Below are 26,843 nucleotides of genomic sequence, written 5' to 3' on the forward strand. Positions count from 1 at the left end.
CCCCCTAGTCCACAAGTGATACGTATTGTTTTCTTTGCCACTTTTGCTCAATTTCAACACCGTTTTGCGGATTACGCTTTTTATCTCTCGGGTTTGAAGATGGTAACGGACGATTTCCTTTTTCACGTAATACACGCATTTTCACCATCGTTTGTTTATATGCTGGTGTACACGTATACAGGTCTGTTGCCGTCCCAGTTAAAATGTTGATTGCCTCTTCATTTACCGTTGCATGCATCGGTAAGTATAACTCTTTCCCCGTTACACGATCTGTAATAAGTGCCTGTACTTTGATTTGTCCAAATGGTGATGCTAATTCCACAAGGCCACCATCTTTCACATTACGCTCTATAGCAAGTTCAGGTGAAATTTCAACAAATACTTCAGATACTTTAGATAAAATACCAGCCGACTTATTCGTCATATTCCCTTCATGGAAATGCTCTAACATACGTCCATTATTTAAGAGTAAATCATACTCATCTGGCGCTACAACCGGTGGTACCCATTCATCTAATGACAGACGAGCAAGTTTATCTGGGAAGTTAAATCCATCTACATATAATAGCGGTGTATCGCTACCATCATGGCTCCCCCAACATAAACTATTCCAGCCTTCTAGGCGGTCGTACGTTGCTTGAGAGTATAATGGTGCAAGTGATGCAATTTCATCCATAATTTCACTTGGACTTTCATAATTCCAATCCCCGCCAAGTGCACGAGCTACTTTTTGTAAAATCCACCAGTCTGGCTTAGAATCACCGAGTGGCTTCAATACTTCATACAACCTTTGAATACGGCGCTCTGTATTCGTAAATGTTCCTTCTTTTTCTAAACTTGGTGCTGCCGGTAAAATAACATCGGCAAAACGAGCTGTTTTCGATAAGAACATATCTTGCACAACAAGGAAATCTAAATTCGATAAAATATGTTGTACATGATTCGCATTCGAATCTACTAAAGCCATTTCTTCTCCCATAACATACATACCACGCAGTTTTCCTTCTTCCGCTGCAAGTAACATTGCAATATTATTTAATCCTGGTGCTTTCGGAATTGTAGTACCGTATGCTTTTTCAAATTTTGCACGAAGCGTATCATCTGAAATTGCTTGGTAACCTGGAAGCCAGTTTGGTAATGTTGCCATATCACAAGCACCTTGTACGTTATTATGTCCGCGTAATGGATATGCACCTGCACCAGGACGACGGTAGTTACCCGTAACGAGAAGTAAATTTGAAATCGCTGCTGACGTTGTACTTCCTCCTGTATTTTGAGTTACACCCATTCCCCAAAGTACACAAGTACCATCCGCTTCATATACCATACGAGCCATTTCTTTTAACTGAGCTTTAGAAATACCCGTAATTTCCTCTGTATAATCAAGCGTATATTTTTCTAGCATTTTGCTATATTCATCAAAGTTCTTCACATTTTCGGCTAAGAACTTTTTATCATGCCAATCTTGATCAATAATATATTTCGTAATACCAGCAAGCCATACGTAATCCGTTCCTTGACGCGGATGAATAAATAAATCCGCACGCTCTGCCATTTCGTGTTTACGAAGGTCTGCTACAATTAATTTTTGTTCGTGCAATTTATGAGCACGCTTTACTCTTGTTGCAAGTACAGGATGTCCTTCTGTTGGATTTGCACCAACAATAATAACAAGACCTGCTTCAGCGATATCTTTCACTGTTCCAGCATCACCGCCCATACCGACAGTTTTAAATAAACCGTCTGTCGCTGGGGACTGACAATAACGCGAACAATTATCTACATTATTTGTTCCATATATTTGTCGAGCTAGTTTTTGCATAAGATAATTCTCTTCATTCGTTACTTTTGAAGAAGAAATAAACCCAAATGCATCGCTGCCATATTCTGATTTAATATGTTGCATATTAGAGGCAACAACTTCAAGAGCCTCTTCCCAAGAAGCTTCAACAAACATATCTCCTTGGCGAATTAATGGCTTCGTAATTCGATCTTCACTGTTTACAAAGTCCCATCCAAATTTGCCTTTTACACATGTGGAAATACCATTAACTGGTGCATCCGAAACAGGTTGTACTTTTAAAATGTGACGGTCTTTCGTCCATACTTCGAATGAACAACCGACACCACAAAATGTACAAACCGTTTTTGTTTTATTAACCTTCGTCTTACGCATAGCAGATTCTACTTCTGAAACTGCTAAAATACTGCTATATCCAGGCTCTACATCTTTTACAAAATCAATCATCGGATCTAACACATCTGGTTTCAATCCAGTCATGAACCCAGCTTCACCTAGCATTGTTTTTTCCATTAACGCATTACACGGACATACTGTTACACACTGCCCACAACTCACACAAGATGAGTCGTTTATACTTACACCACTGTCCCAAATAACACGTGGGCGGTCTAAGCTCCAATCTATCGATATAGTTTCATTGACCTGTAAGTTTTGACATACTTCTACACACTGTCCACAAGCAATACATTGATTTGGATCATACCGATAAAACGGATGTGACATATCCACTTCACACGCACTTACTTTCGGTTCATATGGATACTTCTGTTCTTCAATCCCCATCATATGTACTGTATTATGTACTTTACAGTTACCGTTATTGTTATCACATACAGTACAATACAATAAATGGTTCTCTAATATTCGATCCATCGCCTCAGTCTGTGCCTCTTTTGCACGCTGGGACTGCCTTTCAATATGCATACCATTCTCTAGCTTCGTTGAACAAGCACGCATTAACTTCCCATCTACTTCTACAATACATGTATCACAAGTTTGAATTGGATCTACTTCTGGTACATGGCAAATTTGAGGATGTTCCAAGTTACTCTCGTTAAATAATTGTAGTATCGTCTTTTCACCTGATGCGGAAAATTCTTTACCGTCAATGGTTACACGGACTGTCTGTTCTGCCATAGTTTCCCCTCTCCTTACAACCAACTGTACAACGCGATTATGAATCCGTTTTCAAAAACGCATTACTGTACATATTTTTGAAGCGCTCTGTTGAAATACTGTCTTATGAAGTCGATTCTAGATGTTATAAGGTATAGCTACGAAAGCCTAAAAATGTGACTATTCTACATCCCTATTATATCGTACATATACAATAATAACCAAAACAATCTACTATCTTGTTCATGATTTAGGCATTACAGTCGTCGGATTTATTAGAAATGAATCTTGTAATATTTACACACATCCAGAGCGAATTGATAGTTATAAAAATGTAATATATTAAATACTTGAATAGTTAATGAAGTTAATATATAATTTCATTACATAATTAAAACAGAACATTGTAGCATATATCTTTTCATTCTTTTACAAATTAAAAGAGACCGCTAACAAAACACATACTCAATCTTATAAAAGTAATGGATTTATTTGAAATCCACCAGGGAGGTTACAACTATGGAAATTCGCTTATTAACAACAGAGGACGCAGAAATATATTTAAAAGTTTGTATGGAAGGTTTAATAAAGAACCCTGAAGCTTTTAGCTCTTCTTATGAAGATGTTCTTAAACATGAAGATCCTGTATCTGCCATGGCAAAACGATTAAGTAATCCGGATAAGTATACTCTAGGTGTTTTCAAGGATAACGATTTAATCGGTATTGCTACTTTGGAAACAAAGCCATTCATTAAACAAGAACATAAAGCAAAAATCGGCTCCGTTTTTGTTTCTCCAAAAGCGCGTGGTCTTGGTGCAGGACGAGCTCTAATTAAAGCAATTATTGAAAATGCTGATAAATTAAATGTAGAACAACTTATGCTCGATGTTGTCGTTGGTAACGCTGCCGCAAAAAAATTATATGAGTCATTAGGTTTCCAAACTTACGGCGTACAAGAACGTTCTTTAAAACACAATGGTCAATATTGGGACGAAGAACATATGGCTTTATTCTTAAATAATTAATATCTCACTATAAATTTTCCAAAAGCATCTTCTTATTAAGAAAGATGCTTTTTTCATTACAACAATGTAATCTTCATGTCACCTTTATCGATCGTACCAATCCTTGCCATTCATTATACTAAAAATATAAAGTGAAACTTTAATTAGTGAGGCACTGATCATTAAATGACCGTATAGCATTCAATTGATATGTAGAGGAGAATGTGACATGAAACAAAACAAACGAGCTATATTTTTAATATTTACTACAGCGATTGTAACTTCTGGTTTAGCAATTTTACCTTGGTTTATTATATAGAACTATTCCCTTGAAACTATACTTAGTGAGGAAACGTCCGTTCCTACTGAGTATTTACCTACATAAAATAAAAAAAGCTGATTGCTTGTTAACAAGCAATCAGCTTTTATATATTATAAAATCCCTAAAAATTTATTTACGCAACTTATAATAATAACCATAGATACGGCAACACACATTACAACCGTATTACGATCTTGCTTTTCTTTTTTTGAAATTTCTTCTTTTTGATTCATGTGTATAATCCCCTTTTAAAAAAAGTGTGAGATAGGAAATTTTTCTTATCCGATGCGAGGTGAATACGAAAACCCTCTCTATCTCACATACACAATAGAATGGAATTGTCATTTTATAAATAAAATGACATGACGTTATGTCGCAACATAGGGTATTTTGTGTCGCTACGTTTTCTATTATAAAAAATAGTTGTGCAAAACTAGTGCATTTTTTATGTCAATTGCCCCGAACGAAAAAATCAGCCTTCCATTCAATCACATAAAAAGAGTTTTTTATTATTTTCATGTAAACTATACAAGTAGAATGAATAGTTTGGGGTGCACAAGATTATGGTGAAAATTTTATTAGTAGACGACGAAGAACGTATGTTACGATTATTAGATCTGTTCTTAAGTCCTCGCGGTTATTTTTGTATGAAAGCTACTTCTGGCCTTGAAGCACTAAAATTAATCGAACAAAAAGACTTCGATATTATTTTGTTAGACGTTATGATGCCAACTATGGATGGTTGGGAAGCTTGCTATCAAATCCGACAAATTTCCAACGTTCCAATCATTATGCTAACAGCTCGTAATCAAAATTACGATATGGTTAAAGGACTTACGATGGGAGCAGATGACTATATTACAAAACCATTTGATGAACATGTATTAGTCGCACGAATTGAGGCTATATTACGTCGTACAAAGAACGATGGCTTTGTTAGCTTCAATGGTATTGAGTGGGATAAAACGAAACATACTGTTACAGTTTATGACGAAAAGATCTCGTTAACTCCTATCGAATTTTCGTTACTTGGACTATTTTTACAAAATACAAACCGTGCTTACAGCCGAGATGATTTAATCGGAAAAATTTGGGGCTATGAAACAGACATCGAATATAGAACGATCGATTCACATATTCGTAATATCCGTGATAAATTACGCAAAAAAAGATTTCCAGTTGAAAATTACTTAGAAACTGTCTATAAGGTCGGATATAAATGGAAAGGCGAATAATTACTTCGGTCAGTGGACAATAGTATACCACTGACCCTTTAGCCTGCATCAATGAGCAATAAGTGTCCGATTGATGCGGGATAATAATCCGTAGAATCCTCTAATTAAAATTTCACTTTATATGAAATAAGGTATGGTGAGAAAATGAGTAAACTTTCCCTTAAAATTGGGACATACTTTTTAATATTAGCTTTATGTATTGAAACAATTGCTTTCGTATCTTTTTACAAAAGTATTTCAAAAATGCGAGTTGAAGAGGAAACGCTCGCTCTTTTAGAAAAAGGTAATCGCTATCGTAGTAAGATTGAAAAACGAGCAAAATGGAATGAATATTCTAAACAACAACCACAACAACACAATGATCGCCATAAACGACCGGTGTATCCAGATTTCACTATTGAGCATGCGGCTGAAGAGTTAATTGAATCCGAATCAATCGCTAACTCTGATATAACTATCATTATAACTGACAATAACGGCAAAATTATTTCCACCTCAGAACCCGTAACGAAAGAAATGCAAAAACATCTTAATTGTAAAACAAAACATGTTCCCAAAAATGGATTAATAGTAGATGGAAACTGGAAAAAATCAAAATTCATCTCAACAGTAAGCCCACTTGAAATAAAAGGATTTCAAGGTAACTTACATATGTTATTAAAAACATCCTTCTTAGAAAATATGTTACTTAAACTCATGAATCAATTTCTTATCATTAGTATTTTGACGATTATTTTAACAACTATTTCTGTCTTTGTTTTTTCTCGTGTTATTACAGAACCGCTTATAAAAATGAAGAGAGCAACAGAGAAAATATCAAAATTAAACAAACCAATTCAATTAGGAATTAAACGAAATGATGAACTTGGAAGCTTAGCAAAAACGATTGAAGATTTATCCAGTGAACTTACGTATATGAAAAAAGAACGCAATGAATTTCTCGCTAGTGTTGCTCACGAGTTATTAACTCCATTGACCTATATGAAAGGTTATGCAAATGTCGCAAAGAGAGATTCTTTAACGAAAGAAGAACGCGAAGAATACTTACAAATCATTGAAGACGAAACGGATAGTGTAACCGATCTCGTACAAGATTTATTTATGCTTGTACAATTAGAACAACACCAGTTTGTTATAAAAAAACAAAAAATGCTTCTTCAACCATTTTTAGAACGAATGGTTGAAAAAACAAAAACAACATTAACGAACAAACAAATGCAACTTCATGTATACTGCAAAGATGATTTAGAAGCGTGTATAGACGAAAGACGTATGGAACAAGTGATGTTAAATTTATTGCATAATGCTTATCAGCATTCACCAGAAAACACTACTATAACAATACGTGTACTAACTGAATCAAATCATTTTACAATAAGTGTACAAGATGAAGGAGAAGGTATTCCAGAAGAAGATATCCCGCATATTTTTGATCGTTTTTACCGCGTTGATAAATCCAGAACAAGAGCTACTGGAGGAAAAGGTATCGGACTGGCTGTTGCAAAGGAAATCGTAGAATTGCACAACGGTTCCATTCAAGCAACAAGCGAATTAGGAGTAGGAACAACCTTTATAATCAAACTACCTTGTGAATAATAAATGTGTGAAAACACCAGTAGTAGTAAACACTACTGGTGTTATTTTGTTCATAAAACCAGCTCATATAAGCTAAGCTTTTGAAATTATTCTTATTTCAATATAAAATAAAGGTACATTTGTCAAAGATTTGGAGGGTGATATAATTGGATATCCACGTATTAACAAAAGATGAAGCAGAAATTTACTTAGAACTTCGCGTAGAAGGATTAAAGCAAAACCCTGAAGCTTTCAGTTCTTCTTATGAAGACATTATTAATAAAGAGTGTGCTATTGAATATAAAGCGCAAAAATTAGCACAAGATGAAAACTATACACTTGGTGCATTTAAAGATGGGCAATTAATCGGAGTGGCAACGCTGGAAACGAAACCATATGTAAAACAAGAACATAAAGCTAAAATCGGTTCTGTATATGTCTCTCCAAAAGCACGCGGACTTGGAGCAGGAAAAGCACTTATTAAAGAATGTCTTGAACTTGCTAAATCTTTAGAAGTAGAACAAGTTATGCTTGATGTTGTAGTCGGAAACGATGGTGCAAAGAAACTTTATGAGTCATTGGGCTTTAAAACATTTGGTGTACAAGAGCGTTCACTGAAATATAACGGACAATATTGGGATGAAGAGCATATGGTCTTATTCCTAGATGAAAATAAATAATAAAAAACATCCTCTCATATATGAGGATGTTTTTTTACTGTCTTATAAACCATGCCTTATTTAATAATTGAATCGCTTTTACAAGTTCTTCTTCTGATAAAGTTGCAAATCCAAGTAAAACTACATTTTCCGGTGCAGTACCGTCTTTATAGTACGTAGAAACAGGATATATTTTAATACTATGTCTCGCTGCTTCTTTAATTAACTCTTCTTCCCGCATTCCATTATGCACTTGTAATAAAATGTGTAACCCCGAATCTTCTCCTATCACTTCAACACGATTTGAGAAACATTTTTCTATTTCAAAAACAAGCCGATCTCTCTTCTTTCGATAGACGACACGCATTTTATGAATATGTTTTTCAAAATAGCCTTCATTTAAAAACCTTCTAATTACTTCTTGATCCATTCTTGAAACACTTTGTGTATAAAATAAATATTGCTGTTGATACTTTCCAATTAACTTCTTTGGTAAAACTATATAGCTCATCCGTAACGTTGGCAACAATGCTTTAGATAGCGTTCCCATATAAATAACTTTCCCATCTGTATCTAGCCCTTGCAGTGCAGGTATTGGCTTTCCCGAATAACGAAATTCACTATCGTAATCATCTTCAATAATATACCTGCCTTCTTCTTTCTTCGCCCATTGTAAAAGCTGCATCCTTCTCGTAATAGGCATAATCATTCCATACGGGAACTGATGAGACGGTGTAACAAATACAACATTCGCATCACTATTCTCTAAATCTGCAATACAAATTCCATCCTTATCTAAAGATAACATTTGAACGCTTTTTTCTCCCTGTTCAAAAACAACCATTTTCCTATGATACCCTGGATTTTCGACTGCATAACAGCTTCCCTGTAATAACTGAAAAAGTAACTTTACTAATATTTGCGTACCCGCTCCTAATACAATTTGACTAGCTGAACAACGCACACCTCTAGATTCATACAAATAGTTCGCAATTTCTTCCCTTAAGCTCCATTCTCCCTGTGGGTGCCCTAGAAAAAACAACTCCTTATTATGCGGCTGCCATACATCATTTATAAGTTTTCGGTACATATTGAATGGAAAAGTATTCGCATCGACTCCTGTTTGTGTGAAATCAAATTCATAATCCCTCTCCTGAAAGGGTACTTCTTCTATTCTCTCTTCGCTTCCTTCTACATGAATCAATTGTTCAATTTTACACACGAAGTAACCTTTTCTCGAAATTGACTCAATATAACCTTCTGCAAGTAATTGCTCGTAAGCCGCCTCTACTGTATTTTTACTTACTTGTAAATATGTTGCTAGCTTTCGCTTAGCTGGTAACTTCGTAAAAGATGGAATCGCTCCATCTTTTATTTCTTTTTTTATATACTCATACAATTGCACATACAATGCCTTTTTACTATTCATATTTAAATTAGGCGTTAACTCTAACATAATATCTGACCCCTTAATAAAACTAAAATCTGATACTTTTTACAGTACCAGAAATTATATATAATTCCTTTTATCATGTCACACATAAAAAATCAAATACTAGAGAGGAGATACATGATAATGAACAATAATAGACGTATTGGACTCATTATGATTATTACAGGAGCTACATTATGGGGATTGTCTGGCCCAATGATTCAATGGCTATTTCAACATACTAACGTATCATCAATTGATTTTTTAACAATTCGCTTGTTGCTTGCAGGAATATTTATTTTGTCTTTCTTACTTATAAAGAAACAAAACATATTCCAAATTTGGAAACATCCTAGACAATCTATACAACTTATTATTTTTTCTATTCTCGGCATGCTTGGTGCGCAATACGCTTTTATCGAAACCGTTCATATTAGTAATGCGGTCACAGCAACACTATTTCAATTTCTAGGTCCCATTCTTATTACCATTTATGTTGCCTTTGAACAAAAGAAATTCCCTGCTTCTATGCAAATACTCGCAATTATAACAGCATTGACAGGGACATACTTCATTATTACAAACGGCTCAATTGAAAATATTGTTTTATCTAAAGAAGCCATTATTTTTGGCCTATTAACAGCAATTGGATTTGCATTTTATACCCTTCATCCCGCTTCCCTTATTAAAGAATGTGGTACAACTGTAGTAATTGGCTGGGGAATGTTAATTGGAGGGATTGCACTGCTTATTTGTAATCGTTCTTTTGGGTGGAATCAGATTTCGCAAACTTTCACACTCGAAACTTTTTCTATGCTTATTCTTATCATTATAAGTGGCACTCTTTCTTTCCTTCTTTATATCGGTAGTCTTAAATATTTAGCAGCAACAGAAACAAGTATTTTATCTAGTATTGAACCACTTGTAGCTGCCATCGTTTCAATCGCTTGGCTTAATGAATCTTTTGGAGCATATCAATTATTAGGCGGCGTATGTATCGTTATTTCTGTTATTTTCTTAACGATGCCTCAAAAAGAAAACGAACCTTCCTTTACAACGGAGCAAATATAGAAAATGTCAAAAGAGGTCGTACAAAACTTACGACCTCTTTTTATATTTTAAAGGAATTGTCCCGCCTGCTAGCAAATACAATTACACTAACAATAAAAATTAGGAGTGTGGCACCATGAAAAAAATCAGAACTATGCTACTTTTCTCCTTTCTCATTACTGGCTGTGCGCAAGTGCAACCCGATTCAAATGTACCTAAAAAAGAAATACTAGAAACGTCATCCTCTCAAATTAACGCACCTTCCTTTTTTCATCTTAGTGTTTTAAAAGATGTAAATTGGGAAGAAGCCCCATCCTTCGTAGAAGGAAAAATACCGTTAAAAGGTATCGAAGAAAAAATCGCAATGGCTGATAGCCCTATTATCGCAAATGAAAAAAATGAAATAATGTGGTACTTTCTAGATCCTGAAATGCCAACAGGAAAATTATCTATTATTGCGCTAAAACAAGGATCTGTAACTCCAACACAAGTACTCTTTCAACAAGAAACTTCCAAACAAACTTGGACTACTTCAAATACAATTGATTCAACTACAAACGAACTCCCTCTCACTATGTCACTACCTTCATCTGGATTATGGGTATTAAATATATATGTGAATGAAAAATATTATGATCAGTTTGTGATTACTGCTGAGTAAGTTGATAAAACTAATATACTTCCTTGCACCCGCTGAATTTTGAGCGGGAGTCTTACTGCCAGCAAATAGCGAGATGATTAGTGGAGAAACATCAATAATTCTACACTTCTTCATTATTTTAATTTCTCACCTCAAAAAAGCAGTGCCTTTTTAGGCACTGCTTTTAACTATTAATAACTTGGCATTTTCGTAATCTGTGCCACTCCTGAATCAATGGCTGCTTTTGCTACTGCTTCTGCAACACTTGGAACAACTCTTTTATCTAATGGATTTGGAATTACATAACTCGCATGAAGCTCTTCATCCGTAATGATGTTAGCGATTCCATATGCTGCCGCTAATTTCATCTCTTCTGTAATATCAGTCGCCCGCACATCTAACGCACCGCGGAATATTCCTGGGAACGCCAATACATTATTTACTTGATTCGAGTAATCAGAACGTCCAGTTCCTACTACAGCTGCACCAGCTGCTAATGCATCTTCTGGGAATATTTCTGGAATTGGATTCGCCATTGCAAACACAATTTGCTTCTCATTCATCGTCTGTACAAGTTCTTTCGTTAATACGTTAGGGGCAGATACACCAATGAAAATATCAGCTTGATGAATCGCTTCCTTTAATGTTCCGCGCATGAATTCTCGATTTGTTTTCTTTGAAACTTCGATTTGCGCTTCGTTCATCCATGTTTCTCCTTCACAAACAATACCTTCTAAGCTAACTAACGTAATATGTTTTGCACCGGCTTTTAATAATAATTTTCCAATTGCAATTCCTGCCGAACCAGCACCGTTAATAACAATTTTCACATTATCCATTTGTTTACTTACGACTTTTAGTGCATTAATAACAGCTGCTAAAACGACAATAGCTGTTCCATGTTGATCATCATGGAATACAGGAATATTCGTTTCTTCTTTTAATCGTTTTTCAATTTCAAAGCAACGTGGCGCTGCAATATCTTCTAAATTGATACCAGAAAATGTAGGCTCTAGATTTTTCACAAGGGTAACGATTTCATCTACATCCGTCGTCCCTAGACATAATGGGAAAGCATCTACATTCGCAAATTTCTTGAATAAAATACTTTTTCCTTCCATAACAGGCATAGCCGCTTTCGGTCCAATGTTCCCTAAACCAAGTACTGCAGTTCCATCTGAGACGACCGCTACCATATTACCACGTGCTGTATAGTCATAAGCTGTTTCCTCATCTGCTGCAATTGCTTTGCAAGACTCCGCCACGCCTGGTGTATAAGTCAAGCTTAAATCATCCGCTGAATTCACTTCCACCTTACTTGTAATTTCAATTTTCCCTACTAACTCTTTATGCAATAACAATGATCTTTCATTAATTTGATTTTCTAACATACTTATAATCTCCCCTTAATTTGACAAGCTAGCTATATGAATATAGCTAGCTTGTTAATCATGAAAACATTTTTAATAAAATTGTCGCTGTTACGACCACTGCTGCCCCGCCTAAACGTGTTGAAATTTGCGCAAAAGGCATTAATTCCATACGATTTGAAGCTGATAGAATTGCAACATCTCCAGTTCCACCTAAACCACTATGACATCCCGTTACAATTGCTGACTCAACAGGATACATTTTCATCACTTTTCCTACAAGAAAACCTGATGCTACCATTGTAAGAACAACTGATGCACACACAACAACATATCCTACAGAAAGAACTGCCGCTACATCTTTTAACGGAATATATAGCAATCCTAAGCCGACCATTAACGGCCATGTTAAATTTTTTGAAATAAATTTATATAAATGGAATGCTCCTTGCTCCATTTTTGCTGGCATTAATTTAAAGTACTTCACAAGTGCTGCTGAGAAAATCATAATGATTGCCCCAGGAATACCGATGAACTTAGAAGCGAATCCTCCAAAGATGAAGAACGTACATGCAATTAATAAACCTGCTCCCATTAATGAGAAGTCAATTGGCTTCTCTGTATTTTGTTCTTTTAGTAATTCTGCTTGATTGTCTGTTTTCACTAATACACCGTTACCACTAAGCTCAGGTTTCTTCTCACCTAAACGCTTCATATAGCCTGCACTCACAATTGCAAACATATTCCCGATAATAGCTGCAGGAATAAGTTGTGATACAAATGTTGCTGATGACTCATTTAAAATATCACCATAAGCTAACGATAATGGTAAAATCCCTTCTCCAATACCACCACTCACAATTGGTACAATGATAAAGAAGAATGTCTGCTTCATTTCAAATCCAAATAGTGAACCTACTAATAAGCCTACTGCTATAGAAGCTAGCGTCCCTACCACTAAAGGAATAAACATGCGAACGAAACCTTGTACTAATACTTTACGGTTCATTCCTAAAATACTTCCAACTACTAAACAAGAAATATATAAATATAAAAAGTTCGATTTCTTCATTAACATAGTCGCAGCTTCCATTGAAGCTGGATTCATCCAATTAAAAAATACAAGTAACGATGGAACAAATAACGAGAGAATTGCTGGACCACCGATATTTTTTAAAATTGGAATTCTCATCCCAATGTCACCTAAAAAAATACCCATAATCATAATAACTGCAAATCCACCAATCATATCAGCTGGCAATTTATTATATACAGATGCCCCATAAATAATAGCAGCCAATACTACATATAACGGTAAAGGTATAACACCGATTTTTACATTCATAATTTTAGAAGCAAAAGATTCTCTTTGTACTTCATTCTCCTCAGAGAATGATATCGCTTCCATATCCTTTCGAATTCCCATATGGCACCCCCTTGTTTTCTTAATAACAATATTAAAACGCTTTCAATAGTAAAAATAGTTTTTGTAAGTTTTGTAATTGATTTTGTAATTAAAAAAAGTATAAGCGACTTATAAATAAGTCGCTTATATGTAAAACTCTATTTTATTTTGGTCAACACATCTTAATTTACTCACAGGTCTTCCCACATGTTGATATACCATTTCGTTTTCTAACACTTCAATTTCAGTCAAAAACATTACATACTTTCGAATAGAAACTCTTGAAACTCCTACTAATTGCGCCATTTCATCTGTTGTAAACGCTCGTCCATTCAGCGACTCGATCTTCTGCCAAATTAATTGCAACGTTTGCTTCGTTAATCCTTTCGGAAGCTCTTTAGTGACAGTAGGCTCTCTTTTTTCTTTTTGCAAAATTAATGAATCTAATTCTGATTGACTAATTTTTTGTTGTTCTTTCATAAAAGTGAGTTTTTCTCGATATATAGTTAATGCCTCTTTAAATCGTTCAAATGTAAATGGTTTAATTAAATAATCTACAACCCCATATTGTAATGCTTTTTTAATACTCCCCATATCATGTACAGCTGAAATCATCATAATATCGATTTCTTTTTCTTGATTCCGAATATACATTAAAAGTTCGAATCCAGTCTCTTCAGGCATAAAAATATCAAGTAATACTAAATCTACTCGTGAGTTTTCTAATGCTTCTATCGCCGCTTTAACAGAGTTAACTGCATGAACAAGTTCAAACCCTCCTACTTGCTCTAAATAATGTGTATTTAACATCGCTACCATCGGGTCATCTTCTACAATTAAAACTTTAATCATATTTGCCTCTCATCCCTACCTTTAGGTATTTCAATTGTTATCGTTGTTCCCTCTCCTAACAATGAGGAAATGTGAATCTCCCCATTTATTCGCTGTATACTTTCTTTTACAAGATACAAACCATACCCACGATTGTCTCCTTTTGTGGAATAACCTTTTGTAAATAATGTATATATCTCATCTTCTTTTATGCCATTCCCCGTATCTTGTACTGTAATAGTCAATGTATCCCCATATTGTATCCCAATTTCAACTTGTTTCTTTTCACAATTCATCACTGCCTCTAATGCATTATCTATTAAATTTCCGACAATCGTAATAAGTTCATGAGTAATACTTTCATCATATATTTCCGGCAAGTAGGCATCTTCACTTATAATTAAATTTATATTTTTCTCTCTAGAATAGCTAAGTTTACCTAATAAAAAACCAGCAAATACTGGATTTTTAATTTTTTTCATAACCCCGCCAATTTCATATTGATGCTCTGATACCATACTACTCACATATTTTTGGAGTTCTTCATACTGTTTCATATGTGTAAGTCCTAGCACGACATGCATCTTATTCATAAATTCATGAGATTGTGCCCGTAGCGCTTCCGCATATAGCCTAATACCAGTTAATTCCTCTGCTAATTTTCTAATCTCTGTTTTATCACGAAATGTTGCAATCGCGCCAACTATTTCTCCTTTTACATATAAAGGAACACGATTCGTAACAATCGTAATTCCGTAAATATTTTGTTCTTCGTTTAATTGTACCACTCCTGTTTGCAGCACTTCTTTTATACGTGAATTAGGCATATACAATTCAACATCTTTACCGATAAAGTCGTCTTTAAGTCCGCTTTTCTTAAATAGCCGTTTTGCTTCATTATTAATTAACGTTACTTTCGCTTCTTTATCTACAGCAATAATACCTTCTTTGACCGATTGTAACATCGTATTTCTTTCTTCAAGAATTTTCGCTACCCTATGCGGCTCAAGACCGAATAAACTTTTCTTTATATGTCTAGCTAGCAATATCGCTCCTATAATGCCAACTAATAGCCCAACTCCAACACCGATATACATAATATGTCTACTTTCCTTAACTCGCTCTTTTACATTATCTGCTGAAATTCCAACCGCAACCACTCCAAGTTGTTCCCCTGTTTCAGAAAAAACCGGTATAAATGCTCTCATAGAGACCCCTAAAGTTCCTTCTGCTAGCGACACATGTTCCTTCCCCTTCAATGCCGTTCCTTCATCTCCTCCAATGAAATGTTGCCCTATTTTTTGAGGATTGGGGTGAGATTTCCGGATTCCATTCATATCCATAACTACAATAAATTGAACATCCGTACTCTTTAATAGCTTATTTGTATACACTTGAATCAAGGAGGGATCTATCTTCCCCGCCAACCCATCAATTACAATAGAATCATTTGCCACAATACGTGCAATTGTCTTTGCTTTCTCTGCTTGGCTTTCTTCTGTCGTTCGTTCAACATTATGGCTAATTAAAAAATCTGTTACGAGTAAAGAAAAAATTACAACTGTACACACTAACAATGTAATCGTTTTCCATAAATTCCATAGTTTTTTTCTTTTTTTCATCCCTTCCATGACTCCCTCAATTATTAAATCGTAAAATAAGTAGAATGATACCATTTTCACTTTATATTTTCCAATCAATAAAACAATCCATAATAATAAAATGTATTTTCACTTAAATTATGTCATTCTTAAAAGTTCGTATTACAAAAATAAGAGAGCTTCTATGTATAGAAACTCTCTTATTTTATATCATTTTCTTTTCCTAATTTATTTTGATTTTTTCACATAACTAACAGCCTGACTCCCCATCTGTATCCATGCTTGTTCAAAGTTTTCTCTCGGCACTTTTACATTTAAGCTATCATCGAGAGGATCTCGAATATATACAGATTCCTTATCGTACCCAACAAGTACAACACAATGTTCATTATAAGTAATAGAAACATCTCCACTATTCGTTTCCCATATAGTAAATTCATCCGCATCTAATGGTCCAAATGTTGCATTCGTAATCATGACTACTGGTTGCCCTGCTTTTACACTCTTATATATTTCTTCTATACTCTTCCCTGTTAAATCGACAGCTTGATTTGGTAAATATTTTTTCGCTAATTGAAAAAGTGGTCCGTGATATACACCATACCCTGATTCAGAAAACGTATAAATATTCCCTACAAACCCTTCATTCGGATTCCCACGTACACCATCGTCCATAAAATCAACTTTTTTTATTTCATTTGCTAATTTCATTTTATCTACTGAAGCGCCTGCGTATTGTAACATCATCGCTAAGCTTGTCACTTCACAACCTCTATCTAGCTCTGGTAACTGCTGGATTAAAGGTACATTTGATAAGATGACCTTTTCATCATTATTACTAAACTCCGTTCGTTTTCCGCTTTGTATACTGAAGAAATTTAACTGATCCACATACTTTGTAATTCCATTTGTATATATACTCCATACCGCTATACTAAGTAAAGCCATACATATATACCACTTCAATTTCCGTATCACTCTCACGCCCTTTTTAATTCGTTAAGTAAGAATAAAACGCGTCAGCATCTGTTCGAATCACCGGTACAAAATTTAATTCTTTTCCTTTTTCAGGATAATCTTTTTTTATTTTCACTGCCAAATCTTGAATGTTCATATTTGTTTTGTCCATATTAAGCTCATCTGCCATTTGTATTACTTTTTGTTCATTAATTTCTCTTAATACTTGATATATATCTTTACCGTACAAATCAATATGATATTTTTTTGCTTCTTCTTGTACTTTTTGTTCGTACACTTCTTGTGCTAACTCTTCTATTTCTTTCTCTTTATGAGAAATACCTAACTTTTCTGCTTCTTCTCTTACTTTCGTTCCGTAGATTTCTTCCTCAATGTCTTCTATTTCTTTTCCATTTGTCGAAATTCCTAATTTATCCGCTTCTTCATGTATTTTAATCGTATTAATTTGAGTAATTAAATCTACAATCGATGTATTCTCTATAGATATGCCTAATTTTAATGCTTCTTGCTTCACTTTTGTTTCATAGATTTCTTCTGAAAGAGTTCCAACATCTTTTCCTTCAATCGAAATTCCTAACTGTTCTGCTTCTCTTCCTACTTCCGTTTCATGAATTTCTTTTTCTAGCATAATTTGCTCTTTGCCTTCCGTTTCAATACCTAGTTTCTCTGCTTTTTCTTCTGTATGCACTGTATGTATCTTGCCATCGTTTAATTGTTCTTTACTGCGCTGCGCGTAATCTGTCTTTCCTTTTTGTACTTCAGAAGGAGAGGCACCCCCTAATATACTTAAACTCATTACTCCAATAGTGAATACCGTCATCATTTTCTTTTTCATATTTACTTCCTCCCTCTTGCACTTTATTTTCCATCATTCCCATAATTTTTTTAATACTATACATACATCTCATCACTGCTTGAGATAACATTATGATCGATAAAACCCTCTCAAATACACCTCTATCATTGCTTCTTCATGTATCGAACTTTCTTTATACAATACATGATATAAACAGTTCCTTAACTTTCCCTTAAAAAAAGACGACCTTGTAAAAACAAGATCATCTTCTCACTTATATTCTTTGGTTTTTAGGAAAAATCACTTCAAAGCAAGTGCCCTCTCCCAGTTTGCTCTCTACTGATATTTTTCCGTAATGCTTTTCGACAATCCAATTTGCAATTGAAAGACCTAATCCAGCTCCTTCTGACGTACTTCTTGCTTTATCCCCCTGATAAAAACGATCAAATAATTTCGGAATATCCTCTTCTTTCACTCCTATCCCATCATCCTTCACCTGTATACGAATTGAACCGCTCGTTTGCGTACAATTAATTTGAATATGCCCGCCTTCATTTGTATACTTCATCGCATTATCTAACAATATGACCATCATTTGATGCATTCTCTCTCTATCACCCATAAACGATATGTCACGTTCTACTTTTAGAAGCATCTCTTTTTCTTGATAAGAAGCAATTTCCTTATATGGATCTACGATTTCTTCTAACAATTTATCCAGTTCAAATGTTTTCTTATCCATCTCAATTTGATTAGAATCAGAACGTGCTAACAATAATAAATTGCTAACTAGTTTCGATAATCGCCTACATTCCTTTGAAATTGTAGAAATATCCATCACCTTTTCTTCTATCGTAGCGGATGGTGACTGGAATAACACATCCGTTTTTGATTGAATAACTGCAAGTGGTGTCCTTAGTTCATGCGATGCATCAGAAACGAACTGTTGCTGCTTTTCCCATGAATTTTGAATAGGTACAAGCGCTCTACCAGCTAGGAAAAAGCCGATTCCTATTGCACATAGACTTCCTATGCTACAACCAATAACAAGAATTAAAAACAATGTATGCAGTACTTCTGTTTCAGTCGTAGTTTCACGTAATATTTGAAATGTGACATTCTCTCCCGAACGTGTAGTTTCTTTGACTGCCACGGTTCTATAACTTTTTCCTTTTATTTCTATATCGTAGAAATCTCCAACTTTTTTTGGGAATAGCTTTATTTTATTTTCTTCCAGAAAACTACGATCTCGAATTCTCGGATCAATCTCTCGCAATTGCTTACTTTCATCCCATAGTAAGTAAAAAGCTTTTGAATCCCCTATACGTAATTCTTTACCCACCTCAAATCTTGGAGGCCCTAGTGGCTTTTCTCTCGTTATCTTTATAATAAAGTCCTTTATCGATTCATCTACTCCCTTATAAATTTCATTGGATGTATATGAATACACTAAACTACCTAACAGCCCAATTAATATAATAAATACTAACGAATTTAATATAGTTAGACGAATGCGTGTTTTTTGAAACATACTTCCTTTTTTCATTGTTCTTTTAATATATATCCAATACCACGAACAGTTTGAATATCTTTCTGATAACCGAATGGCTCTAATTTTTTACGTAAATGATGTACATACACTTCTACAATGGCCACTGTCGTATCTGAATCAAATCCCCAAACACGATCAAAAATTTGTTCACGCATTAAAATCTTTCCGCTATTTTGGATGAGATACTCTAAAAGTTCATACTGTTTTAATGTAAGCTTAATTGCTTGTCCATCTACTTGAACGTCTTTATCTTTTCCTAACAATTCAATCCCTTTATAGCGAATGGTCTGCTGTGTTGTTAAACTGCCACTTCTGCGTAGTAAAGCACGAATTCTCGCTTTTAATTCGGGGGCCTGAAACGGCTTAACAATATAATCGTCTCCACCAAAATCCAATCCTTTCACCCGATCTTCCAAAGAATCTCTCGCTGTCAAAAACAGGACTGGCGTTTCAATTTTTTCATCACGTATTTTTTGAATCACTTCAAACCCGTCCATTTCTGGCATCATTACATCAAGCAAAATTGCATCATATATATTTTGCAAAGCAAGAAATAATCCCTCTTCTCCATTCAGTGCTGTATCTACTGCAAATTCATCGCGTAAAATTTGGACAATAGACTCTAATAAAGAAGCATTGTCCTCTACTACAAGTAAGCGCATATTCTCACCTTCCACAATATATTTCAACTCTCTTTATTATTGCATCTCTTCTTCTCATTAAGAAAGAATGTAGTCACATTATGTAATTTTATTTTCAACTATTTCCTTCTAAGGCTTTCCATTTGTATAGAATTTTGAAGCTTTATTATAAAGGCTTTTTCTTAAATTTTGCTTAATAAAATTAGCCGGTCTTTTTTAGAATGATATCCCGCATGCTCGAATAGCCTTTCAAACTTATCTATTTCTCCATGAATATCACTAATGACAAGTGTCCTTTCCATTTCTTCCCCTTCTTTCTACATCACTCTTTTTCTAATTATAGTTCAAAACAACAGAAATTTCTGAAACCTGATTCGAAATCACATTTATTACAAATAAAACTATTATCCTTACAACAATGTAAGTCTCTTGTCATCCAATTCGATGGTTGCAATTACTACATTTCCTTATACTAAAAATAAGAAATGAAACAAAAAACAAGGAGAGATAAGATATGAAAAAAATGATGGAAGTTGTAGTAGCGGTGGCAGAGGTTTTCGTAAATGGCAAACAAGTTGCAATGGAGTTAAACAAATAATGAAAAGGACAATATTCGTTCTAAACCCTTTACTCATATAAAAGAGATAAGACTTCATCATTTCTTTGATCCCTTATCTCTCTATAGAGAAAGCCGTATCCCTCTTAAGGATACGGCTTTCTTTCAAAACAAAAATCCCATTCAAATACACATTACTGAATCCATCATACTAACTGATTTCTTCATTCTGTCTATCTAAATGGGATTATTTCGTACTTTTTATTTCTTCAGCTTGTTATTCCGCCGGTTGCGGTTGCGGCTGTACCACTTCATTCGCTCCAGCTAGCCTCAACATATTTGCAATATCTTTAAAACCTCTTTTTTCAGCACATTGCAGTGGCGTAAGATTTTCCTTGTTAGCTACATTTACATCTGCACCATGCTCAATAAGCATTTGAATTACTTTCTTATGATTTTCGCTACCATTTCCTAATACAATTGCTTCTAATAAAGCTGTTCCACCACGATCATTTTTATAATTCACATCAATATCTGTATGCTCTAATAATTCTTTAACAACCTCTACATGGCCACGCTCAGATGCAGAAATAAGTGCTGTGCCACCTGACTTAGTCGTTTCTTTCGTATTAACCCCTGCATTAATTAATAGTTTCACAATACCCGTATATCCTTCTCTACTTGCATAAAGAAATGGATTACTTTGTTTTTCATCTTTCGTTTCAAGATTAGCACCGGCATCAATTAATGCTTTAACTGTCTCTACATGATTTTGATACGTTGCTGCAAGAATAGGTGTTTCTCCGTTGTCACCTTCTACATTGATATTCGCTCCATCTTGGATTAAATTCATAGCTGTTTCTGTGTCCCCAAGAGTTGCAGAAAGTAGCAACTGTTTGTCCATTAAATTTATACTTTTTTCTTCTTTAGATGCTTCTTGTTCTTTATTCTTTTCTTTTTTCTTTTCGTTTTTCACATGAACCGGTTTCGATTCTGGCTCTTCTTGCTTATCGCAAGCCACTACCGTCATTAAAAGTCCCAACAACATACATAATAAAATTTTTTGTTTTCTCACAACTACAGCTCCTATGAAAGATAATGTTTTCTTAACCATTCCTCCATCACATACAATAATTCTTCTTGATTACATTTATCCATAAGTTCTTTATATTCCTTCTTTAATCGGACTATCTTAAACTTATACTATGTTTCTCAACCTATTGGAATGATACGCCAGGTAGCCTCATCATTAACATTATGAAGCAATTAGTTTAGCACGATTTTACCGCATTTGTATATATTTCTAAAAAGTATATAAATGATTGCTTTAGGCTACTATATTCCATTGTAACCGTTCTTTTAAAAATTTTACACCTTTTATATATTTGCACCTGATTAATAATAGAAAAGGACAACCATGCCTGGCTGTCCTACATTTAAATACTTCTTTATCTTAATGAGAATGCCCTCCGTTATTACCCTTTCTCGGATTCCCCATCATCTCTTTATTCATTTCCCATTTATGCTTTGATAGCTCTTTATACGAAAGAACCTTCCCCTTATAGTTAGATACAAAGCTCTCTGCATCTTTTTTATTTTTAAATGAAATGACATTATAAGCCATTGGTGTCGTTATTGTTTTATCATATACGTAAGTGGCATCTTCTAACGAAATCCAATCTTTCGAATCATAATCTCGAACAAATTTTTCTTTCGTCTTTTCACCCGAATTAATCTCCATCCATTTATACATACAGCCAATATCATCAAACTTTAACGCTTTTCCATTTTCTAACATAATTTCTGTTGCAAATTGATTATCCACTACCCCAATTTGGCAAATATCACACTTATCATGTTTCTCATCAATTGCCACAGCTGTTGTTTCCTTTTTTCCACATCCCACTATCGTAAATAGGAAACATAAACATATAGCAAGCACAACATACTTTATTCTCATCACTATTCCTCCCTAAAAACTGTATACTCCACGAAAAGAATATCAAAAGGTTGTGTGAGATTTGTGAAAAAACAATGTATTTTTTGTAATATATGGAATAAAAAAGATGTGTAGTCATTTCTACACATCTCTCATCATTCACAGCCTGTAATTAATAAATCATCTTCTAACTTAACTAATAATGTATCCGTATTAATTTTCTGTCCAACTTCTACATTTACCAATCTTATATTTCCACTGATCCCTACTGCGATTTTTTCAAGCTCACCGTCATTTTTTCGGATCATCATTAATTTTTCCCATTCATATACGTAAGAGGATTCATTAACAAAAATCTCTTCTATTTTCCCCTCATAAGAACTATAAACTTCTTCTATTCTCGTTTCCATTTAAAATCTACTCCCTACTTCGCACTTCACTGTTTTCACCTTATTCTATCATTCTTGTAAGAAGTAAATTATATTTTTAAAAATTCAAAATTGCCTTTGTGAACAAAATGACCAAAATAAAAATTATGCTTCTAATGGTGTTATTTTTCAAATTATTTACCATTGGAATGGATGCTTTTATGATAAATAAAAATACTTTTCTGAATTTTCATTCCGTTTTGAAAGCGTAATCATTTTGTTGAGGGGGAGATCATATGTTAGCTCTACTTGGATTTGCAATGGTATTTGTCTTTATGTTTTTGATTATGACGAAACGTATGTCAGCATTAGTAGCATTAATATTAATTCCGAGTGTTTTTGCATTAATTGGCGGCTTCTATGCCAATATGGGACCTATGATGCTAGAGGGAATTCAAAAATTAGCACCTACTGGTATTATGCTTATGTTTGCCATTTTATATTTCGGAATTATGATTGATAGTGGTTTATTCGATCCTGTCATTAGTAAAATCTTGAAATTTGTAAAAGGTGATCCTTTAAAAATTGTTGTTGGTACAGCTATCCTTACTATTATCGTTTCATTAGATGGGGACGGAACAACAACATATATGATTACTGTTTCCGCAATGTACCCACTATATAAACGTCTTGGAATGAATCCACTTATATTAGCTGGGGTTGTTATGTTAGGAGCAGGTGTGACAAACCTTACGCCTTGGGGTGGACCAACTGCTCGAGTTATGAGTGCTCTTGGACTTGATGCATCAGAGCTCTTCACACCACTTATACCAGGAATGATTGCTGGTGCACTTTGGGTAATTTTCGTTGCCTACTATCTTGGAAAAAAAGAAAGAAAACGTTTAGGAATTATGGATGTACAATATTTAAAACAAATGCAAACAATGGATGAACAAGCTGCAACAGTCGAAGCTGAAGTACATAAGCGTCCTAAACTACTATGGATTAACTTTTTATTAACTGTCGCTCTTCTCGTTTGTCTCATACTAGAAGTTATGCCGTTACCTGTTTTATTTACAGTCGCTTTTGCTATCGCTGTTATGATTAACTATCCAAACTTAGAGCAACAGAAAGAACGTATTGCTTCTCATGCAGGAAACGTATTAGCAGTTGTTTCTCTCGTATTCGCTGCTGGTATTTTCACAGGTATTTTATCTGGAACAAAAATGGTAGATGCGATGGCTCAAGGGGTAGTAACTCTTATACCAGATGCACTGGGACCACAATTGCCAATTATTACAGCTTTTCTCAGTATGCCTTTCACATTTTTCATGTCCAATGATGCATTTTACTTTGGGGTATTACCTATTTTAACGAAAGCTGCTGCTACTTACGGAATTAGTGCAGCTGAAATGGGACGTGCTTCCTTACTCGGTCAACCCGTTCACTTATTAAGCCCTCTTGTCGCATCCACTTATTTATTAGTCGGAATGGCAAAAGTTGATTTTGGTGAACACCAACGCTTTACTTTACTTTGGGCAGTTGGAACTACAATGGTGATGTTAATTACTGGCATTATAATTGGGGTTATTCCAATATAAGACGGAAAAACAGTAGAGAAAATGCAATCCTCTACTGTTTTTTGTTATGAAGAGACAAGAAAATACCTTCTCTCCGGTCTCCCTACACTTCCATATATAAGCTCTGCATGTACTTTCTTTCCAGATATTAAATACTCCAAATAGCGCCTTGCTGTTGATCGACTTACCCCGACCATTGAGCTTAACACTTCTGCGGTAATTCCTTCTTCACTAACTGTTAACATATGCTTTTTTATTTTCGCTAAAGTTAAAGGATCTATTCCTTTTGGAGCGTATTCGATTGGATTTCCCTTCACTCCTCTTTGAGACCAGAGATGTTCAATTTGTTCTGATGATAATTGGTCATTTCTCTTTAACTGTATAATCTTCTTTTGATAATTTTCTAAACTTGTTTTAAATCGATCAAACGTAAGTGGCTTTACAATATAATCTGTTACTCCACCTCGTAAAGCATGCCGTACAACATCTGTTTCTGACGCGGCTGTAATCATAATAATGTCTGTATCATGCAAATTATGCCTAATATATGTGACCAGTTCAGTCCCTTGCATATCGGGTAAATATACATCTAATAAAACAAGCTGTGGCTTTACAAGATCTAGCCATTCCTTTGCTTCTTCCCCAGTCGTCGCCGTTCCAATCACTTTAAATCCATCTATTTTTTCAGCAAAACGACGATGAATCTCCGCAATCCGGACATCATCTTCTACAATTAATACTTCAATTCCCTCAGTCATTACAATTCGCCTCTCTCTTTCGGTAATGCAATTATAAATAACGCACCACCTAAATCCCCTTTTTCGATTGCAATACTTCCATTTAAATCTTCCACTAGCTCTTTTACTTTTGCTAATCCATATCCACGCTTTTCTCCTTCTTTCGTCGAAAAGCCTTTATAGAATATACTTGTGATGATTTCATCTTGAATCCCTCGTCCTGAATCTTCCACTTCAATTAATATTTCTTCTCCAATATCCGTTACAAACATTCTAACTTTCTTATTATGTTCTTGATTTTTTTCAATTGCTTCAAATGCATTCGTAATTAAATTCCCCAAAATAGAAACCACATAATTACTATCAATATGCGGACTTAACTTTTCTAAACTACTTTCTCGATCTAATACAAAATCAATCTTCAACTCTCGTGCCCTATTATAAAATCCAATTAAAATTCCACCTAGCCATGGATTTTGAATTCGTTTCATAATAAATTGAACGAAATCTTGATAGACTGCGGTTTCCTTATGAATAAGCTCTAAAGCATCTTCATATGATTCTAATTGGATAAGACCTGAAAGCGTATACAACAAATTGTTATATTCATGTGTTTGTGCCCGCAATGCCTCTGTATATTGCTTCGTCTGAGACAATTCTGATGTTAACTGATCCATTTCTGATTTCAAACGTAAGCTTGATACAACTCCAGTTACTTTATTATTTACTTTAATAGGTAGACGGTTTGCAATAACAGCCTGCCCTTTTATATTTAATTGACGATCAAACTGTTCTTCACCAGTTTGCAGTACATCTAGTATTGAAGAATTAGGAATTACATTTAAAATAAATTCTCCAATAATGTTTTGTTCTGTATCTAGCGAAAGAATATCATAAGCTGCTTGATTTACTAAACTGACCATTCCATTTTTATCAATTACGATAATCCCTTCACGTACAGATTGAATCACTGTACTATGCTCTTCATATAAAGATGAAATCTCTTCTGGCTCCATCCCAAACATCATTCTTTTTATACTTCCCGCTAAATATATAGAGCCGATTATCCCCATTAACAGACCGATTATTGTAATCCACAACACGCGCTTCCCATACACTTCTACCGCACCATGAATATCATCCATTGAAAAACCAACAGATACTACACCAATAATTACATTTTCCTGATTACGGATTGGAACTTTTCCGCGTAATGAAGGCCCTAACGATCCAGTCGCTTTCGAAACGTAAGATTTTCCTTCTAATAGAACCCCTTTGTTATCTCCGCCCACCATTGCTTCTCCTATTTTATCTTTCTTAGGATGTGCATAACGAATTCCTTCTTTATTTCCAACTACAATAAAATCAGCATCTGTATCCATTCGAATTTTTTCTGCAATGGGTTGAATAATAGAAGCCGGATTTTCTTTTTGAAAAGCTTCCTGGATTTCTGGTATAGCGGCAACTGTTTTCGCAACATGTAAAGCCCTTTTACCAATTTGCTCTTCTACTGTTTCTGATAATATGTAGTAAAATAAATAACTCGTTAACAGAAGTACAACTAGAATAAGTGTACTAATAGTTAATGTAATTCTCGGTTGTAGTTTTAACTTTTTAAATTTCAAAACCATTCCCCTAACATTTCCTAAAG

The 26,843-nt window shown here is 34.6% G+C and carries 23 protein-coding genes and 2 pseudogenes; 8 read left to right on the plus strand and 17 right to left on the minus strand.

Annotation, left to right across the window (positions count from 1 at the left end; translation table 11 throughout):
* Nucleotides 1–4 precede the first annotated feature (4 nt).
* Entirely contained in the window at nucleotides 5–2,941 is a 2,937-nt protein-coding gene (fdhF, locus tag MR065_RS19330; protein WP_242214777.1) for a formate dehydrogenase subunit alpha, read from the minus strand.
* Nucleotides 2,942–3,158: 217 nt separating this feature from the next.
* On the opposite strand from fdhF, the pseudogene MR065_RS19335 reads away from it, so the two are divergent.
* Both MR065_RS19335 and MR065_RS19340 read left to right on the plus strand, forming a co-directional pair.
* A pseudogene (locus tag MR065_RS19335) lies at nucleotides 3,159–3,266 on the plus strand (formate dehydrogenase accessory sulfurtransferase FdhD); the annotation flags it as partial.
* 173 nt (nucleotides 3,267–3,439) lie between these two features.
* A complete protein-coding gene (locus tag MR065_RS19340) occupies nucleotides 3,440–3,946 on the plus strand; it encodes a GNAT family N-acetyltransferase (protein WP_242214778.1) in 507 nt (168 codons plus the stop codon).
* A gap of 411 nt (nucleotides 3,947–4,357) precedes the next feature.
* On the opposite strand, the gene MR065_RS27490 is transcribed toward MR065_RS19340, so the two are convergent.
* Nucleotides 4,358–4,480: a hypothetical protein gene (locus tag MR065_RS27490; RefSeq protein WP_097903170.1), complete on the minus strand. Its 123-nt coding sequence runs from the start codon at nucleotides 4,478–4,480 to the stop codon at nucleotides 4,358–4,360.
* Between the two features lie 330 nt (nucleotides 4,481–4,810).
* Between MR065_RS27490 and MR065_RS19345 the strand changes: the two genes are divergently transcribed.
* The 3 genes from MR065_RS19345 to MR065_RS19355 all read left to right on the plus strand — a co-directional run bounded on the left by MR065_RS19345 (nucleotide 4,811) and on the right by MR065_RS19355 (nucleotide 7,737).
* Nucleotides 4,811–5,482, plus strand: coding sequence for a response regulator transcription factor (locus MR065_RS19345; RefSeq protein ID WP_242214779.1), 672 nt, complete (start codon nucleotides 4,811–4,813; stop codon nucleotides 5,480–5,482).
* Between the two features lie 144 nt (nucleotides 5,483–5,626).
* Nucleotides 5,627–7,078: a HAMP domain-containing sensor histidine kinase gene (locus MR065_RS19350; protein ID WP_242214780.1), complete on the plus strand. Its 1,452-nt coding sequence runs from the start codon at nucleotides 5,627–5,629 to the stop codon at nucleotides 7,076–7,078.
* Between the two features lie 146 nt (nucleotides 7,079–7,224).
* A complete protein-coding gene (locus MR065_RS19355; protein ID WP_000351216.1) occupies nucleotides 7,225–7,737 on the plus strand; it encodes a GNAT family N-acetyltransferase in 513 nt (170 codons plus the stop codon).
* A 34-nt stretch (nucleotides 7,738–7,771) separates the two neighbouring features.
* Here the strand turns inward: MR065_RS19355 and pdxR are convergent, their stop codons facing one another.
* Nucleotides 7,772–9,172 (minus strand): MocR-like pyridoxine biosynthesis transcription factor PdxR, encoded by a 1,401-nt coding sequence (pdxR, locus tag MR065_RS19360; RefSeq protein WP_242214781.1) that lies wholly within the window; start codon nucleotides 9,170–9,172, stop codon nucleotides 7,772–7,774.
* Between the two features lie 120 nt (nucleotides 9,173–9,292).
* On the opposite strand from pdxR, the gene MR065_RS19365 reads away from it, so the two are divergent.
* Nucleotides 9,293–10,219, plus strand: coding sequence for a DMT family transporter (locus MR065_RS19365; protein WP_242214782.1), 927 nt, complete (start codon nucleotides 9,293–9,295; stop codon nucleotides 10,217–10,219).
* 115 nt (nucleotides 10,220–10,334) lie between these two features.
* Nucleotides 10,335–10,859: a DUF4871 domain-containing protein gene (locus tag MR065_RS19370; protein WP_242214783.1), complete on the plus strand. Its 525-nt coding sequence runs from the start codon at nucleotides 10,335–10,337 to the stop codon at nucleotides 10,857–10,859.
* 170 nt (nucleotides 10,860–11,029) lie between these two features.
* Here MR065_RS19370 and MR065_RS19375 read toward each other — a convergent pair whose 3' ends face one another.
* The 12 genes and pseudogenes from MR065_RS19375 to MR065_RS19430 all read right to left on the minus strand — a co-directional run bounded on the left by MR065_RS19375 (nucleotide 11,030) and on the right by MR065_RS19430 (nucleotide 22,917).
* Nucleotides 11,030–12,229, minus strand: a complete 1,200-nt coding sequence (locus MR065_RS19375; protein ID WP_242214784.1) for an NAD(P)-dependent malic enzyme — start codon at nucleotides 12,227–12,229, stop codon at nucleotides 11,030–11,032.
* A 58-nt stretch (nucleotides 12,230–12,287) separates the two neighbouring features.
* Nucleotides 12,288–13,634, minus strand: a complete 1,347-nt coding sequence (locus MR065_RS19380) for a 2-hydroxycarboxylate transporter family protein (protein WP_097903177.1) — start codon at nucleotides 13,632–13,634, stop codon at nucleotides 12,288–12,290.
* Nucleotides 13,635–13,757: 123 nt separating this feature from the next.
* Nucleotides 13,758–14,465, minus strand: coding sequence for a response regulator (locus tag MR065_RS19385; protein ID WP_242214785.1), 708 nt, complete (start codon nucleotides 14,463–14,465; stop codon nucleotides 13,758–13,760).
* Nucleotides 14,462–16,066, minus strand: a complete 1,605-nt coding sequence (locus MR065_RS19390) for a sensor histidine kinase (protein ID WP_242214786.1) — start codon at nucleotides 16,064–16,066, stop codon at nucleotides 14,462–14,464. The genes MR065_RS19385 and MR065_RS19390 overlap by 4 nt, the downstream gene beginning before the upstream one ends.
* 207 nt (nucleotides 16,067–16,273) lie before the next feature.
* Nucleotides 16,274–17,023, minus strand: coding sequence for a C39 family peptidase (locus MR065_RS19395; protein ID WP_242214787.1), 750 nt, complete (start codon nucleotides 17,021–17,023; stop codon nucleotides 16,274–16,276).
* Nucleotides 17,024–17,036: 13 nt separating this feature from the next.
* Nucleotides 17,037–17,858: a transporter gene (locus MR065_RS19400; RefSeq protein WP_242214788.1), complete on the minus strand. Its 822-nt coding sequence runs from the start codon at nucleotides 17,856–17,858 to the stop codon at nucleotides 17,037–17,039.
* Nucleotides 17,859–18,093: 235 nt separating this feature from the next.
* On the minus strand, nucleotides 18,094–19,365 hold the full coding sequence (locus MR065_RS19405) for a sensor histidine kinase (RefSeq protein ID WP_242214789.1): 1,272 nt from the start codon (nucleotides 19,363–19,365) through the stop codon (nucleotides 18,094–18,096).
* The gene (locus tag MR065_RS19410) at nucleotides 19,362–20,033 is read right to left on the minus strand and encodes a response regulator transcription factor (protein ID WP_098269295.1); all 672 of its coding nucleotides are present in this window, start codon (nucleotides 20,031–20,033) and stop codon (nucleotides 19,362–19,364) included. Before MR065_RS19410 ends, MR065_RS19405 begins: the two co-directional genes overlap by 4 nt.
* Nucleotides 20,034–20,206: 173 nt before the next feature.
* A pseudogene (locus MR065_RS19415) lies at nucleotides 20,207–20,314 on the minus strand (serine/threonine protein phosphatase); the annotation flags it as partial.
* A gap of 531 nt (nucleotides 20,315–20,845) precedes the next feature.
* Entirely contained in the window at nucleotides 20,846–21,682 is an 837-nt protein-coding gene (locus MR065_RS19420) for an ankyrin repeat domain-containing protein (RefSeq protein WP_242214790.1), read from the minus strand.
* Nucleotides 21,683–22,021: 339 nt separating this feature from the next.
* The gene (locus tag MR065_RS19425) at nucleotides 22,022–22,528 is read right to left on the minus strand and encodes a nitrous oxide reductase accessory protein NosL (RefSeq protein ID WP_242214791.1); all 507 of its coding nucleotides are present in this window, start codon (nucleotides 22,526–22,528) and stop codon (nucleotides 22,022–22,024) included.
* Between the two features lie 134 nt (nucleotides 22,529–22,662).
* Complete coding sequence (locus MR065_RS19430; RefSeq protein WP_098269282.1) at nucleotides 22,663–22,917, minus strand: hypothetical protein; 255 nt, start codon at nucleotides 22,915–22,917, stop codon at nucleotides 22,663–22,665.
* 254 nt (nucleotides 22,918–23,171) lie between these two features.
* Between MR065_RS19430 and MR065_RS19435 the strand changes: the two genes are divergently transcribed.
* Nucleotides 23,172–24,476 (plus strand): CitMHS family transporter, encoded by a 1,305-nt coding sequence (locus MR065_RS19435; protein WP_242214792.1) that lies wholly within the window; start codon nucleotides 23,172–23,174, stop codon nucleotides 24,474–24,476.
* A gap of 44 nt (nucleotides 24,477–24,520) precedes the next feature.
* On the opposite strand, the gene MR065_RS19440 is transcribed toward MR065_RS19435, so the two are convergent.
* Both MR065_RS19440 and MR065_RS19445 read right to left on the minus strand, forming a co-directional pair.
* On the minus strand, nucleotides 24,521–25,213 hold the full coding sequence (locus MR065_RS19440; RefSeq protein WP_242214793.1) for a response regulator: 693 nt from the start codon (nucleotides 25,211–25,213) through the stop codon (nucleotides 24,521–24,523).
* Nucleotides 25,213–26,817: an ATP-binding protein gene (locus tag MR065_RS19445; RefSeq protein ID WP_242214794.1), complete on the minus strand. Its 1,605-nt coding sequence runs from the start codon at nucleotides 26,815–26,817 to the stop codon at nucleotides 25,213–25,215. The genes MR065_RS19440 and MR065_RS19445 overlap by 1 nt, the downstream gene beginning before the upstream one ends.
* Nucleotides 26,818–26,843: the final 26 nt, after the last annotated feature.

This window comes from Bacillus cereus group sp. BfR-BA-01383, from assembly GCF_022663495.1.
GTDB classification, from domain to species: domain Bacteria; phylum Bacillota; class Bacilli; order Bacillales; family Bacillaceae_G; genus Bacillus_A; species Bacillus_A cereus_AU.

Excerpts from the sequence above, each read along its gene's own strand:
- fdhF (WP_242214777.1), bottom strand. The coding sequence starts at position 2,941 with ATGGCAGAACAGACAGTCCGTGTAACCATTGACGGTAAAGAATTTTCC.
- MR065_RS19340 (WP_242214778.1), top strand. The coding sequence starts at position 3,440 with ATGGAAATTCGCTTATTAACAACAGAGGACGCAGAAATATATTTAAAA.
- MR065_RS27490 (WP_097903170.1), bottom strand. The coding sequence starts at position 4,480 with ATGAATCAAAAAGAAGAAATTTCAAAAAAAGAAAAGCAAGATCGTAAT.
- MR065_RS19345 (WP_242214779.1), top strand. The coding sequence starts at position 4,811 with ATGGTGAAAATTTTATTAGTAGACGACGAAGAACGTATGTTACGATTA.
- MR065_RS19350 (WP_242214780.1), top strand. The coding sequence starts at position 5,627 with ATGAGTAAACTTTCCCTTAAAATTGGGACATACTTTTTAATATTAGCT.
- pdxR (WP_242214781.1), bottom strand. The coding sequence starts at position 9,172 with ATGTTAGAGTTAACGCCTAATTTAAATATGAATAGTAAAAAGGCATTG.
- MR065_RS19365 (WP_242214782.1), top strand. The coding sequence starts at position 9,293 with ATGAACAATAATAGACGTATTGGACTCATTATGATTATTACAGGAGCT.
- MR065_RS19370 (WP_242214783.1), top strand. The coding sequence starts at position 10,335 with ATGAAAAAAATCAGAACTATGCTACTTTTCTCCTTTCTCATTACTGGC.
- MR065_RS19375 (WP_242214784.1), bottom strand. The coding sequence starts at position 12,229 with ATGTTAGAAAATCAAATTAATGAAAGATCATTGTTATTGCATAAAGAG.
- MR065_RS19380 (WP_097903177.1), bottom strand. The coding sequence starts at position 13,634 with ATGGGAATTCGAAAGGATATGGAAGCGATATCATTCTCTGAGGAGAAT.
- MR065_RS19385 (WP_242214785.1), bottom strand. The coding sequence starts at position 14,465 with ATGATTAAAGTTTTAATTGTAGAAGATGACCCGATGGTAGCGATGTTA.
- MR065_RS19390 (WP_242214786.1), bottom strand. The coding sequence starts at position 16,066 with ATGAAAAAAAGAAAAAAACTATGGAATTTATGGAAAACGATTACATTG.
- MR065_RS19400 (WP_242214788.1), bottom strand. The coding sequence starts at position 17,858 with ATGAAAAAGAAAATGATGACGGTATTCACTATTGGAGTAATGAGTTTA.
- MR065_RS19405 (WP_242214789.1), bottom strand. The coding sequence starts at position 19,365 with ATGAAAAAAGGAAGTATGTTTCAAAAAACACGCATTCGTCTAACTATA.
- MR065_RS19410 (WP_098269295.1), bottom strand. The coding sequence starts at position 20,033 with ATGCGCTTACTTGTAGTAGAGGACAATGCTTCTTTATTAGAGTCTATT.
- MR065_RS19420 (WP_242214790.1), bottom strand. The coding sequence starts at position 21,682 with ATGGTTAAGAAAACATTATCTTTCATAGGAGCTGTAGTTGTGAGAAAA.
- MR065_RS19425 (WP_242214791.1), bottom strand. The coding sequence starts at position 22,528 with ATGAGAATAAAGTATGTTGTGCTTGCTATATGTTTATGTTTCCTATTT.
- MR065_RS19430 (WP_098269282.1), bottom strand. The coding sequence starts at position 22,917 with ATGGAAACGAGAATAGAAGAAGTTTATAGTTCTTATGAGGGGAAAATA.
- MR065_RS19435 (WP_242214792.1), top strand. The coding sequence starts at position 23,172 with ATGTTAGCTCTACTTGGATTTGCAATGGTATTTGTCTTTATGTTTTTG.
- MR065_RS19440 (WP_242214793.1), bottom strand. The coding sequence starts at position 25,213 with ATGACTGAGGGAATTGAAGTATTAATTGTAGAAGATGATGTCCGGATT.